The sequence below is a fragment of the Bradyrhizobium sp. B120 genome (assembly GCF_049075665.1).
GTDB lineage: Bacteria > Pseudomonadota > Alphaproteobacteria > Rhizobiales > Xanthobacteraceae > Bradyrhizobium.
The window spans coordinates 7913149-7939815 of sequence record NZ_CP185242.1 but is presented as its reverse complement, the minus strand read 5'-3'; the positions used below and the strand labels follow the sequence as shown (position 1 = coordinate 7939815).

At 63.4% G+C, this 26667-nt stretch carries 8 protein-coding genes and 1 tRNA gene; 5 read left to right on the top strand and 4 right to left on the bottom strand.

Features of this window, described 5'->3' with window-relative positions; genetic code table 11:
• Positions 1–372: 372 nt before the first annotated feature.
• Together ACOIX3_RS36915 and ACOIX3_RS36910 are read right to left on the bottom strand one after the other, a co-directional pair.
• Positions 373–1974, bottom strand: a complete 1602-nt coding sequence (locus ACOIX3_RS36915; RefSeq protein WP_420966907.1) for a GMC family oxidoreductase — start codon at positions 1972–1974, stop codon at positions 373–375.
• A 124-nt stretch (positions 1975–2098) separates the two neighbouring features.
• Positions 2099–3532 (bottom strand): aldehyde dehydrogenase family protein, encoded by a 1434-nt coding sequence (locus tag ACOIX3_RS36910; protein WP_420966906.1) that lies wholly within the window; start codon positions 3530–3532, stop codon positions 2099–2101.
• 317 nt (positions 3533–3849) lie between these two features.
• Here ACOIX3_RS36910 and ACOIX3_RS36905 point away from each other — a divergent pair.
• Positions 3850–3926, top strand: a tRNA-Met gene (locus ACOIX3_RS36905).
• Positions 3927–4057: 131 nt separating this feature from the next.
• Here the strand turns inward: ACOIX3_RS36905 and ACOIX3_RS36900 are convergent.
• Positions 4058–7054: a hypothetical protein gene (locus ACOIX3_RS36900; protein WP_420966905.1), complete on the bottom strand. Its 2997-nt coding sequence runs from the start codon at positions 7052–7054 to the stop codon at positions 4058–4060.
• A 570-nt stretch (positions 7055–7624) separates the two neighbouring features.
• On the opposite strand from ACOIX3_RS36900, the gene ACOIX3_RS36895 reads away from it, so the two are divergent.
• Both ACOIX3_RS36895 and ACOIX3_RS36890 read left to right on the top strand, forming a co-directional pair.
• Positions 7625–9766 (top strand): type I secretion system permease/ATPase, encoded by a 2142-nt coding sequence (locus tag ACOIX3_RS36895; protein WP_420966904.1) that lies wholly within the window; start codon positions 7625–7627, stop codon positions 9764–9766.
• Entirely contained in the window at positions 9750–11162 is a 1413-nt protein-coding gene (locus ACOIX3_RS36890; RefSeq protein WP_420966903.1) for an HlyD family type I secretion periplasmic adaptor subunit, read from the top strand. The genes ACOIX3_RS36895 and ACOIX3_RS36890 overlap by 17 nt, the downstream gene beginning before the upstream one ends.
• Before the next feature lie 21 nt (positions 11163–11183).
• On the opposite strand, the gene ACOIX3_RS36885 is transcribed toward ACOIX3_RS36890, so the two are convergent.
• Positions 11184–11987 (bottom strand): FkbM family methyltransferase, encoded by an 804-nt coding sequence (locus ACOIX3_RS36885; RefSeq protein ID WP_420966902.1) that lies wholly within the window; start codon positions 11985–11987, stop codon positions 11184–11186.
• A gap of 152 nt (positions 11988–12139) precedes the next feature.
• Here ACOIX3_RS36885 and ACOIX3_RS36880 point away from each other — a divergent pair, with 152 nt between their 5' ends.
• Complete coding sequence (locus ACOIX3_RS36880) at positions 12140–13462, top strand: autotransporter strand-loop-strand O-heptosyltransferase (protein ID WP_420966901.1); 1323 nt, start codon at positions 12140–12142, stop codon at positions 13460–13462.
• 81 nt (positions 13463–13543) lie between these two features.
• Positions 13544–26521, top strand: coding sequence for a beta strand repeat-containing protein (locus ACOIX3_RS36875; RefSeq protein ID WP_420966900.1), 12978 nt, complete (start codon positions 13544–13546; stop codon positions 26519–26521).
• Positions 26522–26667 lie beyond the last annotated feature (146 nt).

Genomic DNA, 26667 nt, shown 5'->3' with positions numbered 1-26667 from the left:
GCAATTGCGCACATGGACCGGGCGATCCAGTACGCCGCGGCCTCTCGGCTCATCCTCATTGTCGTCCCTGCGAAAGCAGGGACCCATAACCACAAATTCCAATTGTTGAACGATGATGGAACGACGAGTCCCTTCAACAAGGTCCGCCGCGGCGTATGGGTCCCTGCTTTCGCAGGGACGACGATGGCTTGCGCACGATTTCGGAATAATAGAAGGATACCGCTGAGTTGCCCGACGTGTCAAGTCGCGGTGTCCGCCGGCAGCCGCCGCCGGCTACTGTGCATGGGGTTGTTTTCGATATTTTGGCCGTGCGTCCCTGCGACGGCAATCTCATAGGGTGGGCAAGGGCGCTCTCGCGCCCTGCCCATTTGATCACCGCATCTCGGCCTTGATCATGTCGGCGGCCTTCTCGCCGATCATGATGGTCGGCGCATTGGTGTTGCCGCCGATCAACGTCGGCATGATCGAGGCATCGACCACGCGCAAGGCCTCGAGCCCGTGCACGCGCAGCTTCGGATCGACCACCGCGAGCGGATCATTGGTGCCCATCCTGCAGGTGCCGACCGGGTGATAGACCGTGTCGGAGCGCGCCCGCAGGATGCTGCGGATGTCGTCGTCGGTGCGGACATCCGCTGTGAACATGTCCTTCTGCTGCAGCGCGCGCAGCGCCGGCGTGTCGAGCAGCCGCTTCGTCATCTTGAAGCCTGCGACCATGGTCTCGACGTCGCTGTCCTCGCCGAAGAAATTCGGATCGATCGCCGGGGCCGCGAGAGGATCGGCGCTGTTCAGCCACACGCTGCCGCGGCTTGCCGGGCGCAGCAGGCAGACATGGCAGGAGAAGCCGGTGCCCCAGCGCGGTTTGCGGCCGTGGTCTTCCACCATGGCCATGCAGAAATGCAGCTGGATGTCGGGAACGTCGAGCTCAGGTCGCGTCTTCAGGAAGCCGCCGCATTCGGCGACGTTCGAGGTCATCGGGCCGCGCCGCTCGCGCCGATATTGCCCGATGCCCTTGAGGATCCGCCCGATGCCGCTCCACGACAGTCCCGAGAAATAGGGGGCGTCGGAGGCGAAGCCGAATACGAAATCCGGATGATCCTGCAGGTTCTGTCCGACACCGGGGAGATCATGCACGCTGGCGATGCCGTGCTTGCCGAGCGCCGCGCCGTCGCCGACGCCCGACAGCATCAGCAATTGCGGCGACTGGAACGCGCCGGCCGAGAGGATGACCTCGCGCCGCGCGCGCAGCACCTTCTTCTCCTTGCCCTGCATGTATTCGACGCCGACGGCGCGCTTGCCCTCGAAGATGATGCGGGTCGCCTGCGCCTGCGTCTCGATGCGCAAATTGGGCCGGCGGCCCATGTGGGGATGGATATAGCCGCGCGCAGCGCTCCAGCGCTCTCCATTCCTCTGGGTCACCTGGTAGATGCCTAAGCCTTCCTGTTCGGCGCCGTTGAAATCGTCGCGGATCCGGAACTGGGCCTCGCGCGCGCCCTGCAGGAACGTCTCCTTGACCGGATTGTCGGACTGCAGGCCGGTGACGTTGAGCGGTCCACCCTTGCCGTGATACTCGCCGTCGAGCTGGGTGTTGTGCTCCGAACGCTTGAAGTAGGGCAGGACGTCGGCGTAGCTCCAGCCGGTATTGCCGAGCGATGCCCAGTGATCGTAGTCGGCGCGATGACCGCGGATATAGACCATGGCGTTGATGGCGCTGGAGCCGCCGAGCCCCTTGCCGCGCGGCTGATAGCCGATGCGGCCGTTCAGGCCCTTCTGCGGCACCGTGTCGAACGCCCAGTTGTTGAGCTTGCTCGAGAGCATCAGAATGATGGCGCCGGGCGTGGTCACCACCCAATTGTCGTTCTTGCCGCCGGCATCGAGCATCGCCACCGACGTCGCCGGATCCTCCGACAACCGCCCCGCCACCGCGCAGCCGCCGGAGCCTGCACCCACCACCACGAAATCGAATGTGTCAGTCACGTATGTTTCCCCCTGGTCTTCATTCTTATCCGTCATTGCGAGGAGCGTAGCGACGAAGCAATCCATCTGTCCGTTGTGCGTCGCTATGGATTGCTTCGCTTCGCTCGCAATGACGCTCTGCGCGTTACGACAACAGCCGCATCAGCTTCTCCAGCCGCGCGACCTTCGCGCCATAGGGCGGATAGAGATCGGCGAGCCGGTTGAAGCGCGAGCGGTAGAACACCGGCTTCAGCTTGGTCAGCGTCTTGAATCCCCATTCGCCGTGATAGGCGCCGCTGCCGGACGCGCCGACGCCGCCCATCGGCTGATAGGCCTGCGCGAAATGGAACAGGCAGTCGTTGATTGTGACGCCGCCCGACACCGTGCGCGCCAGCACCGCATCACGCGCGGCGTTGTCGGTGCCGAACCAGTACAGCGCCAGCGGGCGATCGCGCCGGTTGATGAAGCCGATTGCCTCGGTTGCATCGCGGGTGCCCATCACCGGCAGCAGCGGTCCGAAGATCTCCTCCTGCATCACGGTCATCTCGGGCGTGGCATCGACGATGACGGTCGGCGGGAATTTGCGCCTCGCTTTCCACTCGGGATCGTTCGGCGCGGCCGGCTGCATGATGGTCGCGCCCTTGGCGGCGGCGTCGGCGACGAGGCCCTCGAGCCGGGCATAGTGCCGGTCCGAGACGATCGAGGTGTAATCGGGGTTTTTCGGATCGGTACCGAACATGTGCTGCATGTGGCCCTGCAGCCGCATCGCGAACGGCTGCACCGAGGCTTGCGGCACCAGCACGTAATCGGGCGCGATGCAGGTCTGGCCGGCATTGAGCAGCTTGCCGTAGGCGATGCGCTGCGCGGCCTCGTCGAGGTCGGCGGAGCCGTCGACGATCGCCGGCGATTTGCCGCCGAGCTCGAGCGTCACCGGTGTCAGGTTGCGGCCGGCCGCCTCCGCGACCAGCCGGCCAACGCGGGTCGAGCCGGTGAAGATCAAATGATCGAACGGCAGGCCGGCAAAGGCCCTCGCGATCTCGTCGTCGATATCGGTGACCGCAAGCTCGGTGGTGTCGAATTTCTTCTCGATCACCTCGGCCAGCAGCTCGGCGAAACGCGGCACCAGCTCGCTTGGCTTGATGATGGCGCGGTTGCCGGCGGCGATCGCGGCGACCGCGGGCGCCAAGGTCAGCTGCAGCGGATAATTCCAGGGCGCGATGATCCCGACCACGCCGAGCGGCTGCGGGATCAGCCGGTTCCTGGCCGGCGCGAACTGCACCGTGGTCGGGATCCGCTCGGGCGCCATCCAGCCCTTGAGGTGCTTGGCCGCATGCTTGATCTCGCCGAGCACCAGCATGGTCTCGGCGATCGCGGTCTCGACGGTCGAGCGGTGGCCGAAATCGGCCGAGATCGCCGCCTCGAATCGCGCCTCGTTCTCGGTCAGCGCGGCGCGCAGGCGGCGCAGCCGGTCGAGTCGCGCCTGCAAACTCGGCGCCGATTCGCTGCGCGATAGCTCGAACTGGCGGTGAAAGGTGTCCTCAAGCGCATGCAGCCCCGGGCTCTTCAATGGCCGGTCCATGGCGTTTCCCCTCGAATGACGTGTCCTTGACGGACTTTATTGGCGCCAAGCTCCGCTTTTGCGCGCGATCTGGCAAGAGCCCGGTTCCCGGCGGTAAATTTGCCAGGAAAACCACCGATTTCGGCGTCACAAAATCCTCAAAAACCCGCATCCGGGGCTTTCCAAACCGTACTCACGTTGATACATACCCCTCGCACCCGAACGGCTTCGGCCCGGGTCGCCTTCTCAGGAAGCCCTCCGGACGGATCGATCGGCGCCATCTGATGCGTTGGCCGACCGGCTCGGGCACTCTTTCTGCAAGGCACGCAACAGTTTAACGCGGGGTGGAGCAGCCCGGTAGCTCGTCAGGCTCATAACCTGAAGGTCATAGGTTCAAATCCTATCCCCGCAACCAAGTTCGGACCAACCGGTTCCGATAAAATGGCCCGCATCGCGCGGGCCATTTTTGTTTTGAGATGGATTCGCGCTCACGTTGCGGGTTGCCCGGGGTGCGGATCACTGCGTCCCGGCAACACGGGGCGCGTCCTAGACGATGAAATGAAATTCCTGCCAGGCGCTCCAGGTCATGCCGTCGTTGGCGCGAACCCAAAGGTCGTCAGACACGGTGCCGCCATCGAAAGTCGTGCTGGCGAGCTGGGCCGCACTGACGTTGATTGCGGTGTTGGTGGGCTGCGCAATCCCGCCGATGCTCCAGTGGCCGCTGCTGGCCGACGGCGTCGAATCCCACAATTGATACTGGCTCATGCTGTCCCCGTCGCCATCCGCGACCGAGAACAGGCTCGTTGCGGCCACGCTCTGGTTGGCGGTCGCGTGGAAGTCGGATGCGGAGACGACCGGAGCCTGGTCAATCGGTGCAGTGACGTGAAATTCCTTCCATGGTCCCCAGGCGAAGCCGTCGTAGGCCCTCGCCCACAGATCGTCTGAACCGGAGCCGCTCTGAAAGCTTGTGGTCGAGAACTGGGCTGCAGTCACGTCGATTGCGACATTGGTGCCCTGAGCTAAGCCTCCGACCACCCAGTGCCCGCTGCTGGGATCAGACGTCGAATCCCACAGCTGATAGTTGGCGATAGTGTCTCCATCCGCGTCGGTGGCCGAGAACAGCGCGGAGGCCGCGATATCCTGGCCGTGGCTCGCGGAAAAGTCGGTGGCCGATACGATCGGAAGGTTGTCGGCCGGCGCGTTGACGTGAAACTCCTTCCAGTTGCTCCACATCATGCCGTCGAAGGCTCGCACCCAGAGGTCGTCGGAGCCCGAACCGCTCTGGAACGTGGCATTCGTCAATTGGGTGGGCGTAACATCGATGGCGATGTTGGCGGCCTGCGCCACGCCGCCGACCACCCAATGCCCGCTGGCGGGATCGGCGGTCGAGTCCCAGAACTGATAGTGGGTGAACGTATCGTTGTCGGCGTCGCTGACCGAGAACAGGCTTGACGCGGCGATGTCCTGACCGTGCGTTGCGGTCATGTCCGATGCGCTCACCACGGGCGCATGGTCGACCGGCGCGTTGACGTGGAATTCCTTCCAGGCTCCCCATGTGATGCCGTCATTGGCTCGCGCCCACAGGTCATCCGATCCGGAGCCCGATTGAAACGAGGTGCTCGTCAATTGAGCAGGCGCCACATCGATGGCGATGTTGGTGGCCTGCGCCACTCCGCCGACCACCCAGTGGCCGCTGGCGGGATCGCTCGTTGAATCCCAAACCTGATAGGCGGTGATCGTGTCGCCATCGCCGTCGGTCGCGCTGAAGAGACTGGATGCGGCGATATCCTGGCCATGGGTCGCCGACATGTCGGTTGCGTTGACCACCGGTGCATGATCCGGACCTGGCGTGGCCGTGAACGGGACCCATGCTCCCCACAGCGTTCCATCGTAAGCCCTGGCCCAGAGCTGGTCCGGAGCCGAGCCGAATTGGTAGCTGGTCTGGGCAAATTGAGCAGGAGTGATGTCGATTTCGGCATTGGTGGCCTGAACGGCACCATTCACCACCCAAGCGCCGTTTCCGTTGCTGTCCCAGAGTGCGTATTGGGTGATCGTATCGCTATCCGGATCGGAGGCGCTGAACAGGCTCGAAGCCGCGACCGACATTTGCCCGTGTGCTGCCGTGAAGCCGGAAGCCGAAACAACCGGAGCATGATCCGGAGTTGGCGTCGCCGTGAACGGGACCCATGCTCCCCAGAGATATCCGTCATAGGCCCGCACCCAGAGCGTGTCCGGGGCCGTACCGAACACATAGCTCACTTGCGAGAGGCTGGCGGCCGAGACGTCGATCTCGGCGTTGGTGGCTTGTGTGGCACCATTGATCGCCCAGTGCCCGTGGCCCTCGGTGTCCCAGAATGCATACTTGGTGATGCTGTCGCCGTCCGTGTCGCTGGCTGAGAACAGTGAGGATCCTGTTGCCGAGAGCTGCCCGTGCGACCCGGTCACGTTGGTTGCCGTGACCACGGGCGCATGATCAGCCGGAGAAATCACGAAGGATTTCCAGTCGCTCCACAAATAGCCGTCGAAGGCTCTCACCCACAGCGTGTCCGAACCAGGTCCAGCCTGGTAACTCGCTTGGGCCAATTGTGACGCGCTGATGTCGATCTCGGTGTTGGTGCCCTGGATTGTTCCTCCCACTGTCCAGTGACCGTTGCCATTGGTGTCCCAGAAGGAATATTCGGTGATGGAATCGCCCGTGGCCATGTTCACCGAGAACAACGATGAGGCCGCATAGACCTGATTTCGGGCGGCGGACTGATCGCTGGCGGTGACGACAGGTGTCGTCCGGATGCTGTATCCGAGGTCCTTCAGAACTCCGATGTCCAGGTTGGAGATCGCGTACTGGTAATCGGCGTAGAAAACGATCCCGTTCATCAGGTCCAGCGTAAGTGGATCCTTCACGGTCGACGGGGTGGCGTAGAGGTCGGATTGCTGGTTGCCGAAATGGTAGTAGTTCTGGGTGGTGCTGTTGGTGGTCAACGGCACCGGGCCGCCGTAGGCGGCCTCGGCATTTGCACCGACAAAGTTGGCCCCGGTTGCGGTCTTTTGAATCAGGGTGTCGAACTCGGATTCGTAGGCGCCGGGCAACTGGCCGCTCTGGCTGTACCAGCCCGTCATGCCGAAGCCGTGCATGAGCTCATGCAGAAAAACGTTGATCGGATTGATCACGTTTCCAGGCACCTGACTGGACCAGCTCAGGCCATAGTCGAGGTCGATGTACTGGAAGTAGCCGGGATCGATGTTGATGGTGATGTCGCTCGTCGTTCCAGGGACGTGCTGTCCCGTGGTCAGCTCGTACTGGCTTGACGGCTCATAAACCGCGAGCCCGCCATTCGTGCCGATGTAGTAGCTCGAGGTCGGCCCGCCGTCGGCGCGGCCAACGGCGGTGGGCAGGATGTTGAGTGACACCACCACGGTGCCGATGCCCAGGATATATCGCTGCCAAATATTGAGGGCCTGCTCGAGGTCGTAAACCAGAGACGTGTCGGCAGATCCGCCCACGTTCGATGAATCGTTCAATGTTACTGAATAATTCCAAGTCATCTTGGTCGGGCCTTCAATCTATGGTAGCGTAGCAACAATCAGTAGTATTCATGCGGACCAGCCACGGCGTAGTCAACAGGCGCCAAACGGCCGGCACCGGACAAGGCGCGCGTGAGGCTGTTCACGTTCAGCGCCTGGGGCGCGATGGGCTTGGAGCATGGCACAGAGGCCCGGGCTATTCTTGCATGCTGCAAGATCGGAAGGGCATCACCTTTATAGGCTATCCGGCCGATACGATCATCCATGTGACCCCGGTTACGACCATACCAAGTGCCGCGATCCGTAAGACTACGGAGCCCGGTTCGGTTTCGAATGGTTCCGCGATGGACCCCGGAATCGGCATGATGTTGCTCGCGAATTCGGCTTGGCCGTTGATAACGCCAATTGCATCTCGCCGGACAGCCATAGTACTCTAACTGTCATATTCATTTGCTGCTCTGTCGTTTCGTTGCGAATAGTCAGTTTGCGCTGACCGCGAGGCCGACGGGCAGGGGCGGGGCGCGCTCACGGCAATCTCGGCTCACCTTCGACTGCAGTTATTTTCAGCTACTGAGCAGATTAAATCGCGAGATGATTGAAACGCGGAGCGGTACGACAGCAGACAGCGGGATAGTTGGGCTCGCGATGCTGCTGCGTTTTCACGGCCTCCCGGCCGATGTCGACCAGATTCGTCATCAAGTCGGCAACGGCCCGTTCGGAACGCCGGAGATGCTGCGGTACGCGCGCTCGACCGGCGTCAAGGCTCGCGAGCTCAGCACCAACTGGTTGAGGCTCGAGAAGGTCCCGCTTCCTGCCATCGCGCTGTTGCGCGACGGCGGTCATTTGATCCTCGCCAAGGTGGGCGCAGACAAGATCCTCGTTCAATCGCCTCTGTCAGAGCGCCCGGAGTTGATCACGAGGGCCGAACTGGAAGCGGTCTGGACCGGCAAGCTGATCCTGGTGAGCCGGCGGGCGGGACTGGTCAATCTTGCGCGCCGCTTTGACCTGTCGTGGTTTCTGGGGGCGATCCACAAATATCGCTACCATTTCGTGGAGGTGTTGATCGCCTCGTTTTTCTTGCAGCTGTTTGCACTGGTGTCGCCGCTGTTCTTTCAGGTGGTGATCGACAAGGTCCTGGTTAATCACACACTCAGCACACTCGACGTGCTCGTCGTGGGGTTGATCGGCATCGCGGTTTTTGAGACGGCCCTCGCGATACTGAGGACCTACCTGTTCTCGCACGTGACCAACCGGATCGATGTCGAACTGGGAGCCCGCTTGTTTCGGCACCTCATCGGGCTGCCCATTGCCTATTTTCAGGCTCGCCGGGTTGGCGACTCGGTTGCGCGGGTCCGCGAGCTGGAAAACATTCGCAACTTCCTGACCGGTTCCGCGCTGACGGTCGTGATCGACCTGTTCTTCACCGTCGTTTTCATCGGTGTGATGTTTATCTACTCGCCGATCCTGACCTGGATCGTGCTTGGGTCCTTCCCGCTTTACGTCGGCATCTCGGCCGGCGCGACGCCGATGTTCCGTCAGCGGCTGGATACCAAATTCGAGCGCGGGGCCGAAAACCAGGCCTTTCTCGTCGAGAGCGTGACCGGTGTCGAGACCATCAAGGCCATGGCGCTCGAACCGCAGATGCAGCGCCGCTGGGAGGAGCAGCTTGCCGGATACGTGGCGGCCAGCTTCCGCGTGCTCAGCCTGGCGAATGTCGCGAGCCAGTCGGTCCAGTTCGTGAGCAAGCTCGTCACCGCGGTGATCCTTTACGCCGGCGCCAAGCTGGTGATCGACGGTAGCCTCACCGTGGGCGAGCTGATCGCCTTCAACATGTTCTCGTCACGCGTGAGTGCGCCGGTTCTGCGGCTGGCGCAGCTCTGGCAGGACTTCCATCAGGCCAGGCTCTCCGTCGCGCGGCTCGGCGACATCCTGAATACGCCGGCCGAGCAGACGTTCAGCCCCGGTCGCGCCGTGCCGCCGCCCATCAAGGGTCAGGTCACCCTCGAACACGTGTCGTTCCGCTATCGGGTGGATGGACCCGAAGTTCTGCACGACATCAACATCAGCATTCCGGCGGGCCAGGTCGTCGGCATCGTCGGCCCGTCCGGTTCGGGCAAGAGCACCTTCACGAAGCTCGTGCAGCGCCTTTACGTTCCGGAGAAGGGCAGGGTCCTTGTCGACGGGATTGACCTTGCGATGGTCGACCCGGCGTGGCTGCGTCGCCAGGTCGGCGTCGTCCTGCAGGAAAACGTGTTGTTCAATCGCAGCGTACGGGAAAACATCGCGCTCGCCGATCCGGCCGCTCCGATGGAGAAAGTGGTCGCCGCGGCTCAGCTTGCGGGAGCTCACGAATTCATTCTGGAGCTGATGGAAGGTTACGACACCGTCGTCGGCGAGCGCGGCTCCAGCCTGTCGGGAGGGCAGCGGCAACGCATCGCGATCGCGCGGGCCCTGATCACTGATCCCCGCATCCTGATTTTCGACGAAGCGACGAGTTCGCTGGACTACGAAAGCGAAAGGGTCATTCAGGACAACATGAGCCGGATCGTGAAGGGACGAACGGTTTTCGTCATTGCCCACCGTCTATCCGCGGTCAGGCGCACCGATCGGATCATCACCATTGATCGCGGCCGGCTCGTCGAACAGGGATCCCACGAGGAGTTGCTGAGCACAGGCGGAAGATACGCGTCGCTGTACCGGTTGCAGGCGGGGATCCATGAAGTCGGCTCGTGAAGTAGTCGCGGTCGGGGGCAAAACCCGGGACGAGCTGGCCTTCCTGCCGGCCGCCCTCGAAATTGTCGAGACGCCGCCGTCTCCCACCGCCAGGCTGACCGCCGGCCTGCTTGCTGCCTTGTTCTGCTGCGCCGTGGCGTGGGCGGGTCTCGGCAAGATCGACATCGTTGCCTCGGCACCCGGCAAGATCGTGCCGGGCGACCGTGTGAAGCTGGTTCAGCCGCTCGAGATCGGAGTGGTGCGGGCCATTCACGTCCGCGACGGCCAAACCGTCAAGGCCGGCGAGATTCTGATCGAGCTGGATCCGACCAGCAATCAGGCGGAGCTTCAGCACCTGAAGAACGATCTTCTCTCGGCACTGCTGGATATCTCACGCACCCGTTCGGCGCTTGACGGAAATACCGACGCGCTCGAGGGCGTACCGGACGACACGCCGCCCGCCTTGATTCAAATGCATCTGGAGTATTTGCGCAGTCAGGATTCCGAGCAGCGCGCCAAATTGTCCGAACTGGATCGGCAACGGGTGCAGAAGGTCGCGGAGACCAGGACGATCGACGCCAGCATCGCCAAGATTGAGGCTCTGCTTCCGGTGCTGCAGGAGCGGGTCGGGGTTCGCAAGTACCTGGCGGACCGGGAGTACGGTTCAAAGCTGCAATACCTGCAGGAGCTCCAGGAACTCGTCGGGATGCAGCAGGACATCCTGGTGCAACGGAGCAAGCTCCAGGAGGCCAATGCGGCGGTCGCCGCGCTCGAGGAGACGCGCGGCAAGCTTGTCTCGGAATACCGGCACCGCCTGTACGATGATCTGGCCAAGGCGACGCAGAAGGCCGGCAGCCTCAAGGACGAGGTCTCCAAGGCCGAGCACCGGACCAGCCTTCAAAAACTTGCCGCCCCCATCGATGGCGTGGTGCAGCAACTGGCCGTGCACACTGTCGGCGGCGTCGCAACCGCCGCCCAGACGCTCGCGGTCGTCGTGCCCAGCGACAATCTGATTGAAATCGAAGCGATGGTTTCGAATCGCGATATCGGCTTCGTGCACCCGGGCCAGGACGCCGAAATCAAGGTCGATACCTTCAACTTCACGCGCTATGGCCTGCTGCACGGCAAGATCGTCAGCGTCTCGCCCGATTCCGTCTCCCGTGACAAGGCGCGGGATCCAGCCCGCGAGCCCAATGGCGGAGCGCCGGAGGAAAGCAGCGAGCCAAAGGGGCAGGGGCCGGTGTATGTCGCGCATGTCTCGATCGACCGGACCAAGATGGTCGTCGATGACAAGGAGATCAATCTTTCGCCGGGAATGACCGTGACCGTCCAAATCAGGACGGGTGCCCGCAGCGTCGTGAGCTATTTGCTGTCGCCGATCATGCGCTACCGGCAGGATGCTCTCCGCGAGCGGTGAAGGAATTCGGCGGTCGGGCCGTCATGACGTGGTTCGCGATTCGACGTGGCTCAGGGTGGGGTCGGATTCATGGATCGCAAGGCAGTTTTGCCCCGCGTCGTAGGTCCGGTATCCATGATCGGCCAGCGCGCGAACGAGTGCAGCCTTGTCGGTCTTGATGAATTCCGCATGAATGACGGGGTGATGCTGCCGGATCGTGGCGCTGGCTCCTTCCAGCACCTTCAACTCCATCCCTTCGACGTCGATCTTGATCAGATCGCAGCGGCTCAGATTCAGGGAGTCCAGGGTGATCATCGTCGTCTCAGAGCCTTTGGCCTCGGAATAATCGATCTTCTGGCCGATCTGCTCCGTGCCGGGGCGTTGCGTCACCTCCAGACTTCCGAAGCTGGCGGGTTCCTGATGGCTTAAGGTCGGCACCCAGGTCTTGCCGGTTTCCGACGAAATAACCGCGTGCATCGCCCGCGCGTTGAAGCAGTTGTTGATGGCGATGTTGCCGGCAAGGGCGTAGTAGACCCGCTCCTGGGCCTCGATGGCAACGACTGAGCCCCAGCCGGTCATGTGCTTGGACCATTCGATGGTGTGAACGCCGATGTTCGCCCCGCAGTCGATGGCGACCACGCCGTCCCCTCGGTAAGTCCTTCGCAGGGCAAGAAGTCCCTTCGTCAGCTCGATTTCTGTGACGTCGAACGCGCCGTGCTCGAGAATCTGAATCCCCACGCCAAAGGTGTGATCGCCCGCGGTGTGGTAGTCGAGCCGGTTGACGATCAGCGGGCCATGCGCCGACGCTGCGATCACAAACGGGACCTTGCTGGGATTGCGGCTCATCGATTCATGTTTCTTTGTTTCTGCAGGTCCGGGACGAGCGGGCTGCAAGGGGGTACTCGCTAAGGTTTTCGTCCGTTGACGCGGTTGTCAATCTCGCTTACCTTCTGCCCGCATTTTTAGCGGTCTTTATATTTTCAGGGCAGGGGATATTCGTGAATGCGATTGCCGTCGCGCCGGCGATTGGGCTCAAACGCCCGGCGGATCATTTTCCGGAACAACCCAAAGTCATCGTTGATCGTTCGACCGACGCCCCGCCAGTCAAGTCGGAGGCTGTTTCGTCGAATGCCGACGCCCCGAAACCTGCCTATCCTGCGGCCGCCAAACTGCCCACTCAGGTCGGTCCAAAAGGACTGCAATTCGACTTCAATGACGGCGCGCGAATTGTTTGCCCTCATGGCGAGCAGCCCTGGAAGGTGAGGATTCGAGATCTCGACACAGGCAATGTGTTGTTCGAAACGGAATTCGCGGGCGGCTATGTCAACAGCAGCAAGCGCTACTACATCCGTTTCGGAATAGAAGTCTCCCAGCAGGGCGAATCCGTCATTGATCATGAATACTCGGCGAAGGATCGCGCTGTCCTGATCCAGTTTCCGGTCGGGACGCTCGGCGATACAATGGGATGGTTTCCCTATGCCGTGAAATTCAAAGACAAGCACGGTTGCAAGCTGAGCTGCGCCATGGCGGCGCCGCTGATCGAACTGTTCCGCGACGCCTATCCTGACATCGAGTTCATCACGCACGAAGAAGTAAAGCCGGAGCAATATTACGCGACCTACAGCATCGGACTGTTTTTCGACGACAAGGATTGCGTCTATCAGCCGACCGATTTTCGCCATGTCGGGCTACATCGGACCGCGGGTTACATTCTGGGCGTCGATCCGACCGAGCAACCGCCGCGCATCGCCATCAAGGATGATACGAGGCCGATAGCCGAGCCCTATGTCTGCATCGCGGTTCAGAGCACCACGCAAAGCAAATATTGGAATAATCCCCACGGTTGGCGCGAGATCGTCAATTTCCTGAAGGCGGCCGGCTACCGGGTGGTCTGTATCGACCAGAAGGCCACCCACGGCACTCAGTTGATCTGGAACCACATTCCGAACGGTGCCGAGGATGAGACCGGCGACAAGCCGCTGGCCGAGCGATTTCGCTACCTGAAGCATGCTGATTTTTTCATTGGTCTGTCGAGCGGCCTGTCGTGGCTTGCATGGGCGTCAGGAACGCCGGTCGTCATGATCAGCGGGTTCACCCATCCGACCAACGAATTTGAAACGCCCTACCGCATTGTCAATTTTCACGCGTGCAACAGTTGCTGGAACGATCCGCGGGTGCGTTTCGACCACAAGGATTTCCTGTGGTGTCCGCGGCATGCCAATTCACCCCGGCAATTTGAGTGTACGCGGCTGATTACGGCCGATCACGTCAAGCAGGTTATTCAGCGCATACCGGGCTTTCCGGTCGGCGCCAAAGCGTAGCGCGTAAAGGACATCGATGCCGACGGGCATCGATGCCCGAAACCGGCAAAATAAATTTCATTCTGGCCCAGGGGCAGAGCCATGCAGACGATTTCCGGCGGCGTGACCGTTACCGTATCTTCTGGCAGCACCGAAACCGGCGATACCGTCCTGAATGGCGGGACGCTGATCATTGCGCCCGGCGGCAGCGCCGTTGGCACGCAATTGAGCGGCGGCTTCGAGTTCGACTCCGGTACCACGACCGGCACAACGGTTTACAATGGCGGTCAGGAGCAAGTGGACTCCGGTGGCGTTGCTTCCGGCACGACCATCTCCGCGGGCGGTGCCGAGACCGTCCTGAGCGGTGCGACGCTCGTGAGCGGCGTGGTCGACGCCGGCGGCTTCCTGGGGCTGGGATTCGACCCCGGCAACGGTTCGGCGATTTTGGCCGGCGGGACTGCAAGCAACACAATCGTGTCGGGTGGCTTCGTCAATATCGTGTCGGGGGGATTGGCCGTCTCGACCACCGTGACCGGCGGCGCAGGCTCCTTCGGCAACATCACAATTTCCTCGGGCGGCTCAGCGATCAATACGACGGTCGGCGTCTCCGCTGGCCTGAACATTTCAAGCGGCGGCAGTGCCACTGGAACGACTTTGTCCGGTGGCCACGAGTCGATTTCGAACGGTGGCGTTGACAGCGGCGCCGCGATTCTGTTCGGCGGCGGCCAAACTATCTCGAGCGGCGGGCTCAGCATCTCGGCTACGGTCTCTGGCGCGAACGGTTCCGGGTTCTTTGCAATCGAATTCGTGTCGAACGGCGGCGTCGCCAGCGGCACAACGGTCGGCAGCAACGGCTTACTGGACATCGCGGGCGGCGGCACGGTGGTCGGCGAAACCGTCCTGAGCGGCGGTCGCGTCACGCTCGAAAGCGGCGCGCTCTTCACCGTTTCAGCCGGCCAGACGCTGCACGACGTCTTCGTCAAGTCCGGCGCTATCGAAACCATAGCCTCCGGCGGTGTCGAGACCGCATTCGGCAGCGGCAGCAACAACGTTGACAACGGATTCGTCAACGTGCTGTCGGGCGCCACGCTCGACCATATGGCCGTCAACAGCGGCGCCGTCCTTGGCGTCGCCGGCACCGTCACGAGCAATCTGTTCGTCGCCAGTGGCGGCGTGGTCAACGTCTTGTCGGGCGGCCTTATCACGGGCAGCGGCGGCGGTAGCGGCGGCCTTTTCACCGGCAACAGCGGCACGATCAACGTCCTGTCTGGCGGCCAAGCCGACCATGTCGTTGTCCAGCCGGGCGGCGTTCTGAATGTCTATGGCAAGACGCTGAGCAATGTCGGCGTCTCGGCCGGTGCGGTCGAAACCGTCTACTCGGGCGGCCTCATCAGCGGCACCTCCGGTTCGGGCACGGGCATATCGGCTGGCGCCACCTTGAACATCCTCGCCGGCGGCTCGGGTGCCTTCATCGGCGTGTCGAGCGGCGGTACCGCAAACATCGCCGGCACCGTGCTCCGCAATCAGGCGATTCTCACAGGCGGCGTCGAGAACGTTCTGTCCGGAGGTGTCGTCACCGGCTTCACCGGCAGCGGCACCGGCATTTCCGGCGGCACCATCAACGTGAAGTCGGGCGCCGAGCTCGATCATGCCGCGCTTCTCTCCGGTGGCGTACTCAACATCAGTGCCGGCGCGACTGCACACAACCTGACGTTCTCCGGATCCGGCAGCCTCAATGTGGCGGGCACCATCACGTCCAGCGCCACCGTCGTTTCGGGCGGCGTCGAGAATGTGTTGTCGGGCGGCATCGACATCGGCACCACGATATCCAGCGGCGGCCAACAGATCGTCTACGCCCATGGCACGACGTCGAACACGGAAGTCCTGTCCGGCGGTGTAGTCACGATCGCCGGCGCAGGCACGGTCGACCTGAGCGGAGGCGCGACCGAGTCGGGCTCGGTGATTTTTACCGGCGCGGGCGGCAAGCTCGAAATCGACGGCACGGCCATGCCGGGCACCGTCATCTCCGGATTCGGCTTCGGGGATACGATCAATCTTACCGGGGAGAGTGCCGCGAACATCACCGGCATCAGCCTCGGTGCCGGCAATGTTCTGGCGATTGCGACCAGCGACAACGGAACGCTCAACCTGCAGCTCTCGCCCGCGGACACGTTCAACGGCCAGTTCAGCAGCGCGACTGACGGCGCGGGAACGGACATCACCTTCCTCGATAGCTCGGCCATCACCGTAAGCGCCGGCCAGACCTCCACCGGTCTCGTGATCAGCGCTGGGCAAACGCTCGACGTTCTCTCGGGCGGCGCGGCAATCGGCACAACGCTGAGCGGCGGCACGGAGAACGTGTTCGGGACCGAGCAAGGCACGACGGTCAGCAGTGGCGGCAAGCTCAATATCGACATCGGCGGCGTCGCGCACGACTTGACCGTGTCGAGCGGCGGCACCCTCAATCTCGCGGGAGTGACCACCAGCAACACCTTCCTGTTCTCCGGCGGCACCGAGAACGTCCTCGCCGGCGGTGACGCCAACGGCGTCACCGGTTCGGGCACCAGGGTTTCCGGCGGCACGCTCAATGTTCTGGTCGGCGCTACGCTCGAGCATTCCACGGTGTATACGGGCGGCACGCTCAATGTCTCCTCGGGCGGTGCGGCGTCCTTCATTGCCGTGTCTTCGGGCGGCACGATGAATGTCGCGGGAACGGTGACAAGCCAGGTTGGCGTCTATTCGAGCGGCCTGATCGTGATCTCTTCGGGTGGCGTCGAGACGGGCGCTCCCGGCAGCGGGACGAGTGTCTCGGGTGGCACGGTCAGCGTGACCGCAGGCGGTCAGTTCTCCTACTTCACGGTCAACAGTGGCGGTCTTGTCACGGCCGACAATGGCGCGACGATCCACGACATCAGCGTCAGCAGTGGCGGCGTCCTCAATCTCGCCGGCTCTCAGACCAGCAACGCGTCGATCTATTCAGGCGGCACCGAGAACATTTCTTCGGGTGGCAGCGCGCAGAGCTTCGCCGTGTCGGGCGGCACGGTGAATGTGCTTTCCGGCGGCAATGCACAGCTCTTTACGCTGTCGGGAGGTTCGCTCAACGTTTCCTCAGGAGGCCTGTCCGAGCTCTTTACCCTGTCGTCCGGAGCCTCGGCCGGTATCGCAGCTGGCGCCACCATTCATGACGTAACCGTATCGAGCGGAGCAACGCTCGGCCTTCTCGGCACGGCAACGAGCAACGTGTTCATCAATGGCGGCGGCACACTGAACGTCTCTGCCGGCGGCGCCATCAACGGGTCGTTGAATCCATCCGGCTTCCCAACGGTCAACGTCGCCGGCACAGTGAATGCATCGGCGGGTGCCGCTGTCGGCTTCACTGCGGTCAACAGCAATGGCGCCCTGAACTTGCTGGCCGGCGCATCCGCGCATGACATCAGCGTCAACACTGGTGGCCGGTTCAATGTCGCGGGAACAACGACCAGTAACATCAACGTCTTCTACAGCGGCCTGGAAACCGTTTCATCCGGAGGCGTGGCGAACGGCACCAATATCTTCGGCGGTGGCGAGGTCGACGTTCTCTCCGGCGGATCGGCAAACGCCACGACTGTCAATGGCGGTCTGCTGAAGCTGTTCTCAGGCGGATCCCTGAGTGGAGTTTCGGTCACCAATTTCGGCGCCGTAGAACTCGTCAGCGGAGCGTCCGTTTCGCAGCTTTCCAACACCACTTTCGGTGGCGGCACCAACCTTGAGGTGGGGCCTGGCGCTGTCGTGAGCGGCTATTCGGTGGGGATCGGCCTGATCCTCGACGTTCTGTCAGGCGGTTCAACTTCCGCCATCACCGTTACTGCGAATGGGACGGAGAACGTGTTCGCGGGCGGCACAGCCGTGGGCACCATTGTTGGTGACAACGGCTTCATGCAACTCGGCGTTCCGCCGTACCTGGGACAGGGTGGTTCGGCGGGCGGAACGGCAAGCAACACGACGGTGGCGGGCGGTACGCTCAACGTGAACTCCGCTGGCCTTGCGGTTTCCACCACGATTACCGGCGACGGCGTGCGTTTTGGCGGCATACAGGTCAACTCGGGCGGTGCGGTATCCGCAACGACGATCTCGAGCTCCGGCGGCTTGACCGTGCTGAGCGGCGGCACGGCGACCAGCACGACGGTGCTGAGCGGCGGCTACTTCCAACTCGGCCAGGGACCGTTCAACGGCAGCTCCGGTCCGGCCGGCGGCAGCGCGACGGGTACGATCGTGTCCGGCGGATTCGAGGCCATTTCCAGGGGCGGTGTCGATTCCGGCGCCACGATTCTGTCGGGCGGCAACCAGACGGTCTCGGCTGGTGGCCTCAGCATTGGCGCCAGGGTCTCAAGCGGCGGCTTTGTGGCCGCCGCGAACCTCGGCGCGACCTCGAACACGCAGATATTGTCAGGCGGCCTGGTCATGATCTCGGCCGGTGGCGTTGCCGATCTGAACGGCGGCTCAACCGAAAGCGGGTCGGTGTTCTTCTCGGGCGTCGGCGGCAAGCTTGCGATCGACGGGATATCGATGCCGACAACGGTCGTCGCCGGCCTCGCCATCGGAGACGCCATCGATCTGACCGGCGTCAATATGTCGGAGATCACCAGCGTCGGCCTCGGCGCCGGCAACGTGCTGCAGATAGCGACCAACGATCACGGTACGCTCAACATTCAGCTCGATCCCAGTCAAACCTTTACCAACCAATTCGGCCGCGCCGCAGACGGCAGCGGCACCGATATCTTCCTTGTCAGCAACACCGTCGGCAATATCACCGTGAGCAACGGTCAGACCAGCTCGGGTCTGGTGATCAGCAATGGTCAGACGCTGACGGTGCTGGCCGGCGGCACGGTGAACAACACCATCATTGATGGCGGTCTCGAGATCGACAATGGCACCGCGATAGGCACCATCGTTTCCGCAGGCTCCGAGGTGGTCTCTTCCGGTGGCGTGACGTCGAGCGCGACCGTGGAGACGGGCGGCAGCATATCTATTTCTGGCGGTAGTGCGTTCGACGTCATCGTCGCCTCCGCCGGCTACATGGAAATTGATGGCGGAAGCGCCACCGGCACCACGATTCTGTCTGGCGGCTTCGAAGCGGTGAAGAGCGGCGGCGTCGAATCCTCTGCCGTGATCCAGGGTGGCAACGAGTCGATTTCAGCCGGCGGCGTCAGCATTTCCGCGCAGATCGGCGGAAGCAACAACAGCAGCTTCGGCGTGCTGACGGTTTCCTCCGGCGGCGCGGCTTCGCATACCCAGGTTGGCAGCTTCGGCGGTCTCACCGTGCTGGGCGGTGGCACTGCGACGGGTACTGTCGTGTCCAACCAAGGTTTCCTCGACCTCGGTCTGACGCCCTTTGGCAGTAATGCCGGCTCGTCCGGCGGCACGGCCACCGGAACGATCCTGTCCGGCGGTTTCGAGGCTATTATCAGCGGTGGCGTGGATACCGGAGCCCAGATTCTGACCGCCGGCAACCAGAACGTCCTCGTCGGCGGCGAAAGCATCTCAGCGACTGTATCGGGCATAAATGCTCCCGGATTGTTGGCAAGATTGACCGTCTCGGGCGGCGTTGCCATCGATCCGACGATCGGAAGTGGCGGGCAGCTGGCGATCTTCGCCGGTGGCACCGTTTCAGGCGAGAACATCCTCAGCGGCGGCGGGGTTTTCGTCGGCAGCGGCGGCACGTACACCGTGGTCACCAGCAATAATCTGGCGCACGACATATCGGTTTCGAGCGGCGGTTCGCTGATCGTAGACGGCACGACCGTCAGTAATGTCTTCATCGGCTCCGGCGGGACCGAGACCGTTTCCTCCGGAGGTTATGCAACAGGCAACCCCAATAATTTCACCGTCGATAGCGGCACGATCACCATTCTGTCCGGTGGCCGGGCCGACCATATCCTGGTCAACAGCGGTGGTGTCCTGAACCTCATGTCGGGCGCGCTGATCAGCGGCGGTACCGGCAATGGTACGGGTGTTTCCGCTGGCGGCGTGCTGAATATCTCGGCTGGTGGTTCGGGTGCCAATATCGCCGTGTCGAGCGGAGCGGTCGCCAATATCGCGGGCACGATGCTCCACAACATGGCCGTTTACGGCGGTGGTACCACGAATGTCTTGTCAGGCGGTGTCGTCACCGGCTTCACCGGCAGCGGCACGGGCATTTCCGGCGGTACGGTCAACGTCAGTTCGGGCGGCGCGCTCGACCATGCCGCGCTCCTTTCCGGCGGGGTGCTCAACATTGCGGCCGGGGCTTCGGCACACAACCTCACCTTCTCCGGATCCGGTACGCTCAACGTGGCCGGTACAATCACGTCCAACGTCACGGTTGTGTCTGGCGGCATCGAGAATGTGCTGTCCGGGGGTGTTGACATTGGTACGACGGTGTCGAGCGGCGGCACCGAGATCGTGTTGTCGCACGGCACGACGTCGAATACGCAGATCATGGCTGGTGGCGTGCTCACGATTTCCGGCGGCACGGCCGATCTCAGCGGCGGCGCCGCGGAAGCCGGATCGGTGGTGTTTGTCGGCGCCAACGGCAAGCTCGAGATCGATGGCACGGCGATGCCGGCCACGGTCATCTCCGGGTTTGCCGCCACGGACACGATCGACCTGACGGGCGTGAGCATGTCGGAGATCACGAGTGTCGGTCTCGGCGCTGGCAATGTCCTCGATGTTGCGACCAACGACCACGGCACGCTGGCGATCCAGCTTAATCCAAGCCAAAGCTTTAGCGGCCTCCAGTTTGGCAGCGCCGCTGACGGTGGCGGCACCGATATCTTCCTGGTCACCAGCAGTGGAGGTACCAGCGGCACCAACATCGTTGTGAGCAATGGCCAGGTCAGCGCGGGCCTGGTGATCAGCAGCGGCCAAACCTTGACCGTGCAGTCAGGCGGCACCGCACTGAACATGGTGCTCCAAGGCGGTATCGAGATCGACAGCGGGACGGCAATCAGCACGATCGTCTCGAGTGGTGGCCAGTTGCAGGTGTCGTCCGGCGGCGATGCGACCAGCACGACGGTGTTGAACGGCGGCAACGCGACGGTGCTTTCGGGCGGCCTCGCCGACAATTTGTCTGTCTCGAGCGGCGGCACGCTCAATGTGCTTGGCACCGTCCAGAGCCAGACGACGGTGTTCGCGGGCGGCACCGAAAACGTCTCTTCGGGCGGTGTGATCAGCGGGACGACCAGCTCGGGAACCTATATTTCCGGCGGCACCGTGAACCTGCTTGCGGGCGGCTCGGCGGCGTTCGTCGGTGTGTCCAGCGGCGGCGTCTTCAACGTTGCGGGCACGGTGCTCAGCTATGGGGCCGTGTATGGCGGCGGTGTTGAAAACGTTCTCTCGGGTGGCGTTGTCACCGGCGTGACCGGATCCGGGACCGGCGTATCCGGCGGCACGGTCAACGTCCTTTCGGGCGGTGCACTGGATCACCTGACGGTGTCGAGCGGCACGCTGAATGTCTCCGCCGGCGGCACGGTGCACAACATTGCGGTGTCGAGCGGCGGCACCATGAATGTCGCAGGCACGATCACCAGCAACACGACGGTGTCGAGCGGCGGTGTCGAGAACGTGCTGTCCGGCGGACTGATCTCGGGATCCTTCACCGCGGGGAACGGAGTTATCGGCACTTTGAATCTTCTTGCCGGTGGTTCGGCGGCGTTCGTCGGTGTGTCGAGTGGCGGCACGTTCAACGTGGCTGGCACCGTACTCGGCAATGTCGGCGTCTTTGGCGGTGGCGTTGAGAATGTTCTCTCGGGTGGCGTGGTCACCGGCGCCCCGGGCCTCGGGACGGGCATATCCGGCGGTACCGTCAACGTATCTTCCGGCGGTGCACTGGATCACCTGACGGTTTCGAGCGGCACCCTGAATGTCTCGGCCGGTGGCACGGCACACGACATTACGGTGTCGAGCGGCACCCTGAATGTTGCGGGTACGATCACCAGCAACACGCTGGTCTCGAGCGGCGGTACCGAGAACGTGCTGTCCGGCGGGCTCATCTCCGGCGCATCGAGCGCGGCGACCGTCATTTTCGCTGGCGGCACCGTGAACGTCCTGGCCGGTGGTTCGGCTGTTCACGTCGGTGTGTCGAGCGGCGGCATCTTCAATGTCGCAGGCAAGGTGCTGAGCAATACCGGTGTCTACGCCGGCGGCGTCGAGAACGTCCTGTCCGGTGGATCGATCTCCGGCGCGAGCGGATCCGGGACGGGAATTTCGGGCGGTACGTTGAACCTGTCGGCCGGCGCCACGGCCGCCTTTGTCGGCGTGTCCAGCGGCGGCATCTTCAATGTGTCGGGCACCGTGCTGAGCAATGTCACCGTTTACAACGGTGGTGTCGAGAACGTGCTGTCCGGTGGACTGATCACCGGAGCCGTCGGTTCAGGCACCGGCGTCAGCGCAGGCGGCGTATTGAACGTTCTGGCCGGCGGCACGGCGGCTTTCGTCGGCGTCTCCAGCGGCGGCATATTCAATGTGTCGGGCACCGTGCTCAGCCGCGTGGGCGTTTATGCCGGTGGTGTTGAGAATGTCTTCTCAGGTGGTGTTGTCACCGGCGCCGTGGGCTCCGGGACGGCCGTCTCCGGCGGCACGGTCAACGTCTTTTCGGGCGGCGCGCTGGATCACCTGACCGTTTCCAGCGGCGGCGTGTTCAACATTGCCTCCGGAGGCACGGCGCACGACATCGCGGTGTCGAGCGGTGGCGCGCTCAATCTTGCAGGCACGACGACGAGCAACGTCTTCGTGTTCGCTGGTGGCAGTGAGATCGTATCTTCCGGCGGCTCCACAGGTCCGGTCACGATCTCCGGCGGCGTGGTCGAATTGCAGGCGGGAAGCGTCGCGAGCGGCATCGCATTCAGCGGTTCCGGCGGGCAGCTCAAGATCGACGGCACGTCTTTGGCTGGCACCACCGTCAGCGGGCTGGTGCTCGGCGACAGCATCGATCTCGCAGGCCTCAGTTTCGTGTCCGGCGGGTCGGCGACCTTGCTTGCGGGCAATGTCCTGCATGTCACGGAGGGGGCTTCCTCGTTCGATGTGCAGCTTGATGCGACGCCTGGCGTGCGGTTCAGCGTCAGCACCGATTCCGGCAGCGGCACGCTGGTCACGACGCGCGCCGATATCGCACCGGTCACGTCAGCGCCCAATGTAACGGCAATCTTTGGCGAGAGCTCTGCGCTCGCTTCCAGCCTGTTCTCGGTCACGGACGCCGATGGCGATCCCATCACCCAATACGCGTTCTGGGACACCCAGGGTAACGGACACTGGGTCGTCAACGGCGCCGTCCAGCCCACTAATGCCGAGATCGATGTTTCGGCGGCGAACCTGTCGCAGGTGAGCTACGTCTTCGGTCCGAGCGGCTCGACTGATACCCTCTTCGTGCGCGCCAATGACGGCACGGTTTGGAGCGGCTGGACTCAGTTTACGGCAAAGTCGTTTGTCGACACCGCGCCGACCGTGAACGCAGTCAACGTCACTGCGACGCACGGCCAGACGTCGATTGCCGCATCCAGCCTGTTCACGGTGAGCGATCCGGATCCCGACACGATGACCCAGTTCGCGTTCTGGGACACCGGCGGAAGCGGCCACTGGGTGGTGAACGGTGTGGCTATGCCTGCCAACACCGAGATCGACATTACCGCGGCGCAGCTGTCGCAGGTGAGCTACGTGTTCGGGCCGACAGGGTCAGCCCCCGACACGCTGTTCATCAAGGCGAACGACGGAACGTTGTGGGGAGCCTGGAAGTCGTTCACGGCAACACCGGGGCCCGAAACCGCTCCGGTTGTTACGGCATCGAACGTCACCGCCAATCATGGGCAAACGTCGGCTCTCGCCTCGACGCTGTTCGCAACCTCGGACGCCGATGGCGATGCGATCACCCAGTATGCGTTCTGGGACACCGGCGGCAACGGCCACTGGGTGGTGAATGGTGTCGCCCAGGCCGCCAATGTCGAAATCGATGTCGCGGCGGCGAACCTCTCGCAGGTGAGCTACGTGTTCGGGCCCGGCAGCTCTCCAGCCGACACGCTCTATGTGCGGGCGAACGACGGGATGCTGTGGGGCGCCTGGACTGCGTTCACGGCAGCCCCGGGCCCCGATCAGGCTCCGGTCGTGACGGCGTCGAACGTGACCGCGGTTCATGGTGAGACGTCGGCGCTGGCCTCGAGCCTGTTCTCGACCTCGGACCCCGAGAGCGATCCGATCACCCAGTACGCGTTCTGGGACACCGGCGGCAACGGCCACTGGGTGGTGAATGGTGTCGCCCAAGCAGCCAACGTCGAAATCGATGTCGCCGCGGCGAACCTGTCGCAGGTCAGCTACGTGTTCGGACCGGGCGGCTCGACGCCCGATACGCTCTACGTGCGGGCCAACGACGGATCGAAGTGGGGCACCTGGACTGCGTTCACGGCAACCCCGGGCCCCGATCAGGCTCCGGTCGTGACGGCATCGAACGTGACCGCGGTTCATGGTGAGACGTCGGCGCTGGCCTCGAGCCTGTTCTCGACCTCAGACCCCGAGAGCGATCCGATCACCCAGTACGCGTTCTGGGACACCGGCGGCAACGGCCACTGGGTGGTGAATGGTGTCGCCCAGGCCGCCAATGTCGAAATCGATGTCGCCGCGGCGAACCTGTCGCAGGTCAGCTACGTGTTCGGACCGGGCGGCTCGACGCCCGATACGCTTTACGTGCGGGCGAACGACGGATCGAAGTGGGGCACCTGGACTGCGTTCACGGCAACGCCGGGCCCCGATCAGGCTCCGGTCGTGACGGCAGCGAACGTGACCGCGGTTCATGGTGAGGCGTCGGCGCTCGCCTCGAGCCTGTTCTCGACCTCGGACCCCGAGAGCGATCCGATCACCCAGTATGCGTTCTGGGACACCGGCGGCAACGGTCACTGGGTGGTGAATGGTGTCGCCCAGGCCGCCAATGTCGAAATCGATGTTGCGGCGGCGAACCTCTCGCAGGTCAGCTACGTGTTCGGGCCTGGCGACTCGACGCCCGATACGCTTTACGTGCGGGCGAACGACGGATCGAAGTGGGGCGCCTGGACTGCGTTCACGGCAACCCCGGGCCCCGATCAGGCTCCGGTCGTGACGGCAGCGAACGTGACCGCGGTTCATGGTGAGATGTCGGCGCTGGCCTCGAGCCTGTTCTCGACCTCGGACCCCGAGGGCGATCCGATCACCCAGTACGCGTTCTGGGACACCGGCGGCAACGGCCACTGGGTGGTGAATGGTGTCGCCCAGGCCGCCAATGTCGAAATCGATGTTGCGGCGGCGAACCTGTCGCAGGTCAGCTACGTGTTCGGGCCCGGCAGCTCTCCAGCCGACACGCTCTACGTGCGGGCCAACGACGGATCGAAGTGGGGCACCTGGACTGCGTTCACGGCAACCCCGGGCCCCGATCAGGCTCCGGTCGTGACGGCAGCGAACGTGACCGCGGTTCACGGTGAGATGTCGGCGCTCGCCTCGAGCCTGTTCTCGACCTCGGACCCCGAGAGCGATCCGATCACCCAGTACGCGTTCTGGGATACCGGCGGCAACGGCCACTGGGTGGTGAATGGTGTCGCCCAGGCCGCCAATGTCGAAATCGATGTTGCGGCGGCGAACCTGTCGCAGGTGAGCTACGTGTTCGGGCCCGGCAGCTCTCCAGCCGACACGCTCTATGTGCGGGCGAACGACGGATCGAAGTGGGGCACCTGGACTGCGTTCACGGCAACCCCGGGCCCCGATCAGGCTCCGGTCGTGACGGCATCGAACGTGACCGCGGTTCATGGTGAGATGTCGGCGCTGGCCTCGAGCCTGTTCTCGACCTCGGACCCCGAGAGCGATCCGATCACCCAGTATGCGTTCTGGGACACCGGCGGCAACGGCCACTGGGTGGTGAATGGTGTCGCCCAGGCCGCCAACGTCGAAATCGATGTCGCCGCGGCGAACCTGTCGCAGGTGAGCTACGTGTTCGGACCGGGTGGCTCGACGCCCGATACGCTCTACGTGCGGGCGAACGACGGATCGAAGTGGGGCACCTGGACTGCGTTCACGGCAACGCCGGGACCCGACACGGCTCCGGTCGTGACGGCAGCGAACGCGACCGGGATCCACGACCATTCGGTGGCGGCGTCGAGCCTGTTCTCGACCTCGGATGCCGAGAGCGATCCGATCACCCAGTACGCGTTCTGGGACACCGGCGGCAACGGTCACTGGGTGGTGAACGGTGTCGCCCAGGCCGCCAACGCCGAGATTGATGTTTCGGCGGCGAACCTGTCGCAGGTCAGCTACGTGTTCGGCCCCGGCGGCTCGCCGTCGGATACGCTCTACGTGCGGGCCAATGACGGCAGCGAGTGGAGCAGCTGGAAGGCCTTCACGGCCACCGCCACCAACCAGGCACCGACGGTGTCGGTCTCCAACGTCGTGACGGTCTCGGGGCAGACCTTTGCTGCTGCGAACCTCGTCACTGCCACGGACGCCGACGGCGATGCCATCACGAAGTATGCGCTGTGGGATTCCAACACGAACGGGCGCTGGAACGTTGGCGGCGTCAACCAGCCGGCGAATACCGAGATCGACGTGACGGCGGCACAGCTTGCCCAGGCGACCTATCAGGCCGGCTCGGGCACCGACCAACTCTGGATCCGGGCGAATGACGGCACCGCGTGGGGAGCCTGGCAGTCGTTCAACGTGACGGGCGAGAGCCCGAGCAGCGCCACCATCGTCCCGAGCGGCACCCTCGAATTGACGGGGACGTCGAATGCCAGCGTCGCATTCCAGGGCTCGACGGGGACGCTGAAGCTCGACAATTCCGCGAGCTTTAGCGGAACCGTCGCCGGGATGACCGGTTCGGACGCGATCGATTTCGTGAACATCAATTTCGCGAACGTTCACACGCCGACCTTCAGCGGAGACTCAACGCACGGAACGCTCACGGTGACGGACGGCACCATCACGGCGAGCATTGCGCTGCTCGGCAACTACATGGCCTCGACCTTCACGACCTCGAGTGATGGCCATGGCGGTACCCTGGTTGTCGATCCGCCGGCGATGCAGGTCAGCCAGCTGGCGCAGCCGCAGCATGCGTGAGGCCTGAAGATGAGGGGGTGTGTGGGCCTGTCGCGGGCCCACCGCAACCAGATCCCTCAAGAGACAAAAAGGCCCGCCTCTCGGCGGGCCTTTTCGTGTCTTGCGACGCTTGCCGGATTCCGCGCAATACCGAACGCTGCGTCGCC

Bases quoted from the DNA above. Each gene is read 5' to 3' on its own strand.
- ACOIX3_RS36895 (WP_420966904.1), top strand. From the start codon at position 7,625: ATGATTGAAACGCGGAGCGGTACGACAGCAGACAGCGGGATAGTTGGG.
- ACOIX3_RS36885 (WP_420966902.1), bottom strand. From the start codon at position 11,987: ATGAGCCGCAATCCCAGCAAGGTCCCGTTTGTGATCGCAGCGTCGGCG.
- ACOIX3_RS36890 (WP_420966903.1), top strand. From the start codon at position 9,750: ATGAAGTCGGCTCGTGAAGTAGTCGCGGTCGGGGGCAAAACCCGGGAC.
- ACOIX3_RS36875 (WP_420966900.1), top strand. From the start codon at position 13,544: ATGCAGACGATTTCCGGCGGCGTGACCGTTACCGTATCTTCTGGCAGC.
- ACOIX3_RS36900 (WP_420966905.1), bottom strand. From the start codon at position 7,054: ATGACTTGGAATTATTCAGTAACATTGAACGATTCATCGAACGTGGGC.
- ACOIX3_RS36910 (WP_420966906.1), bottom strand. From the start codon at position 3,532: ATGGACCGGCCATTGAAGAGCCCGGGGCTGCATGCGCTTGAGGACACC.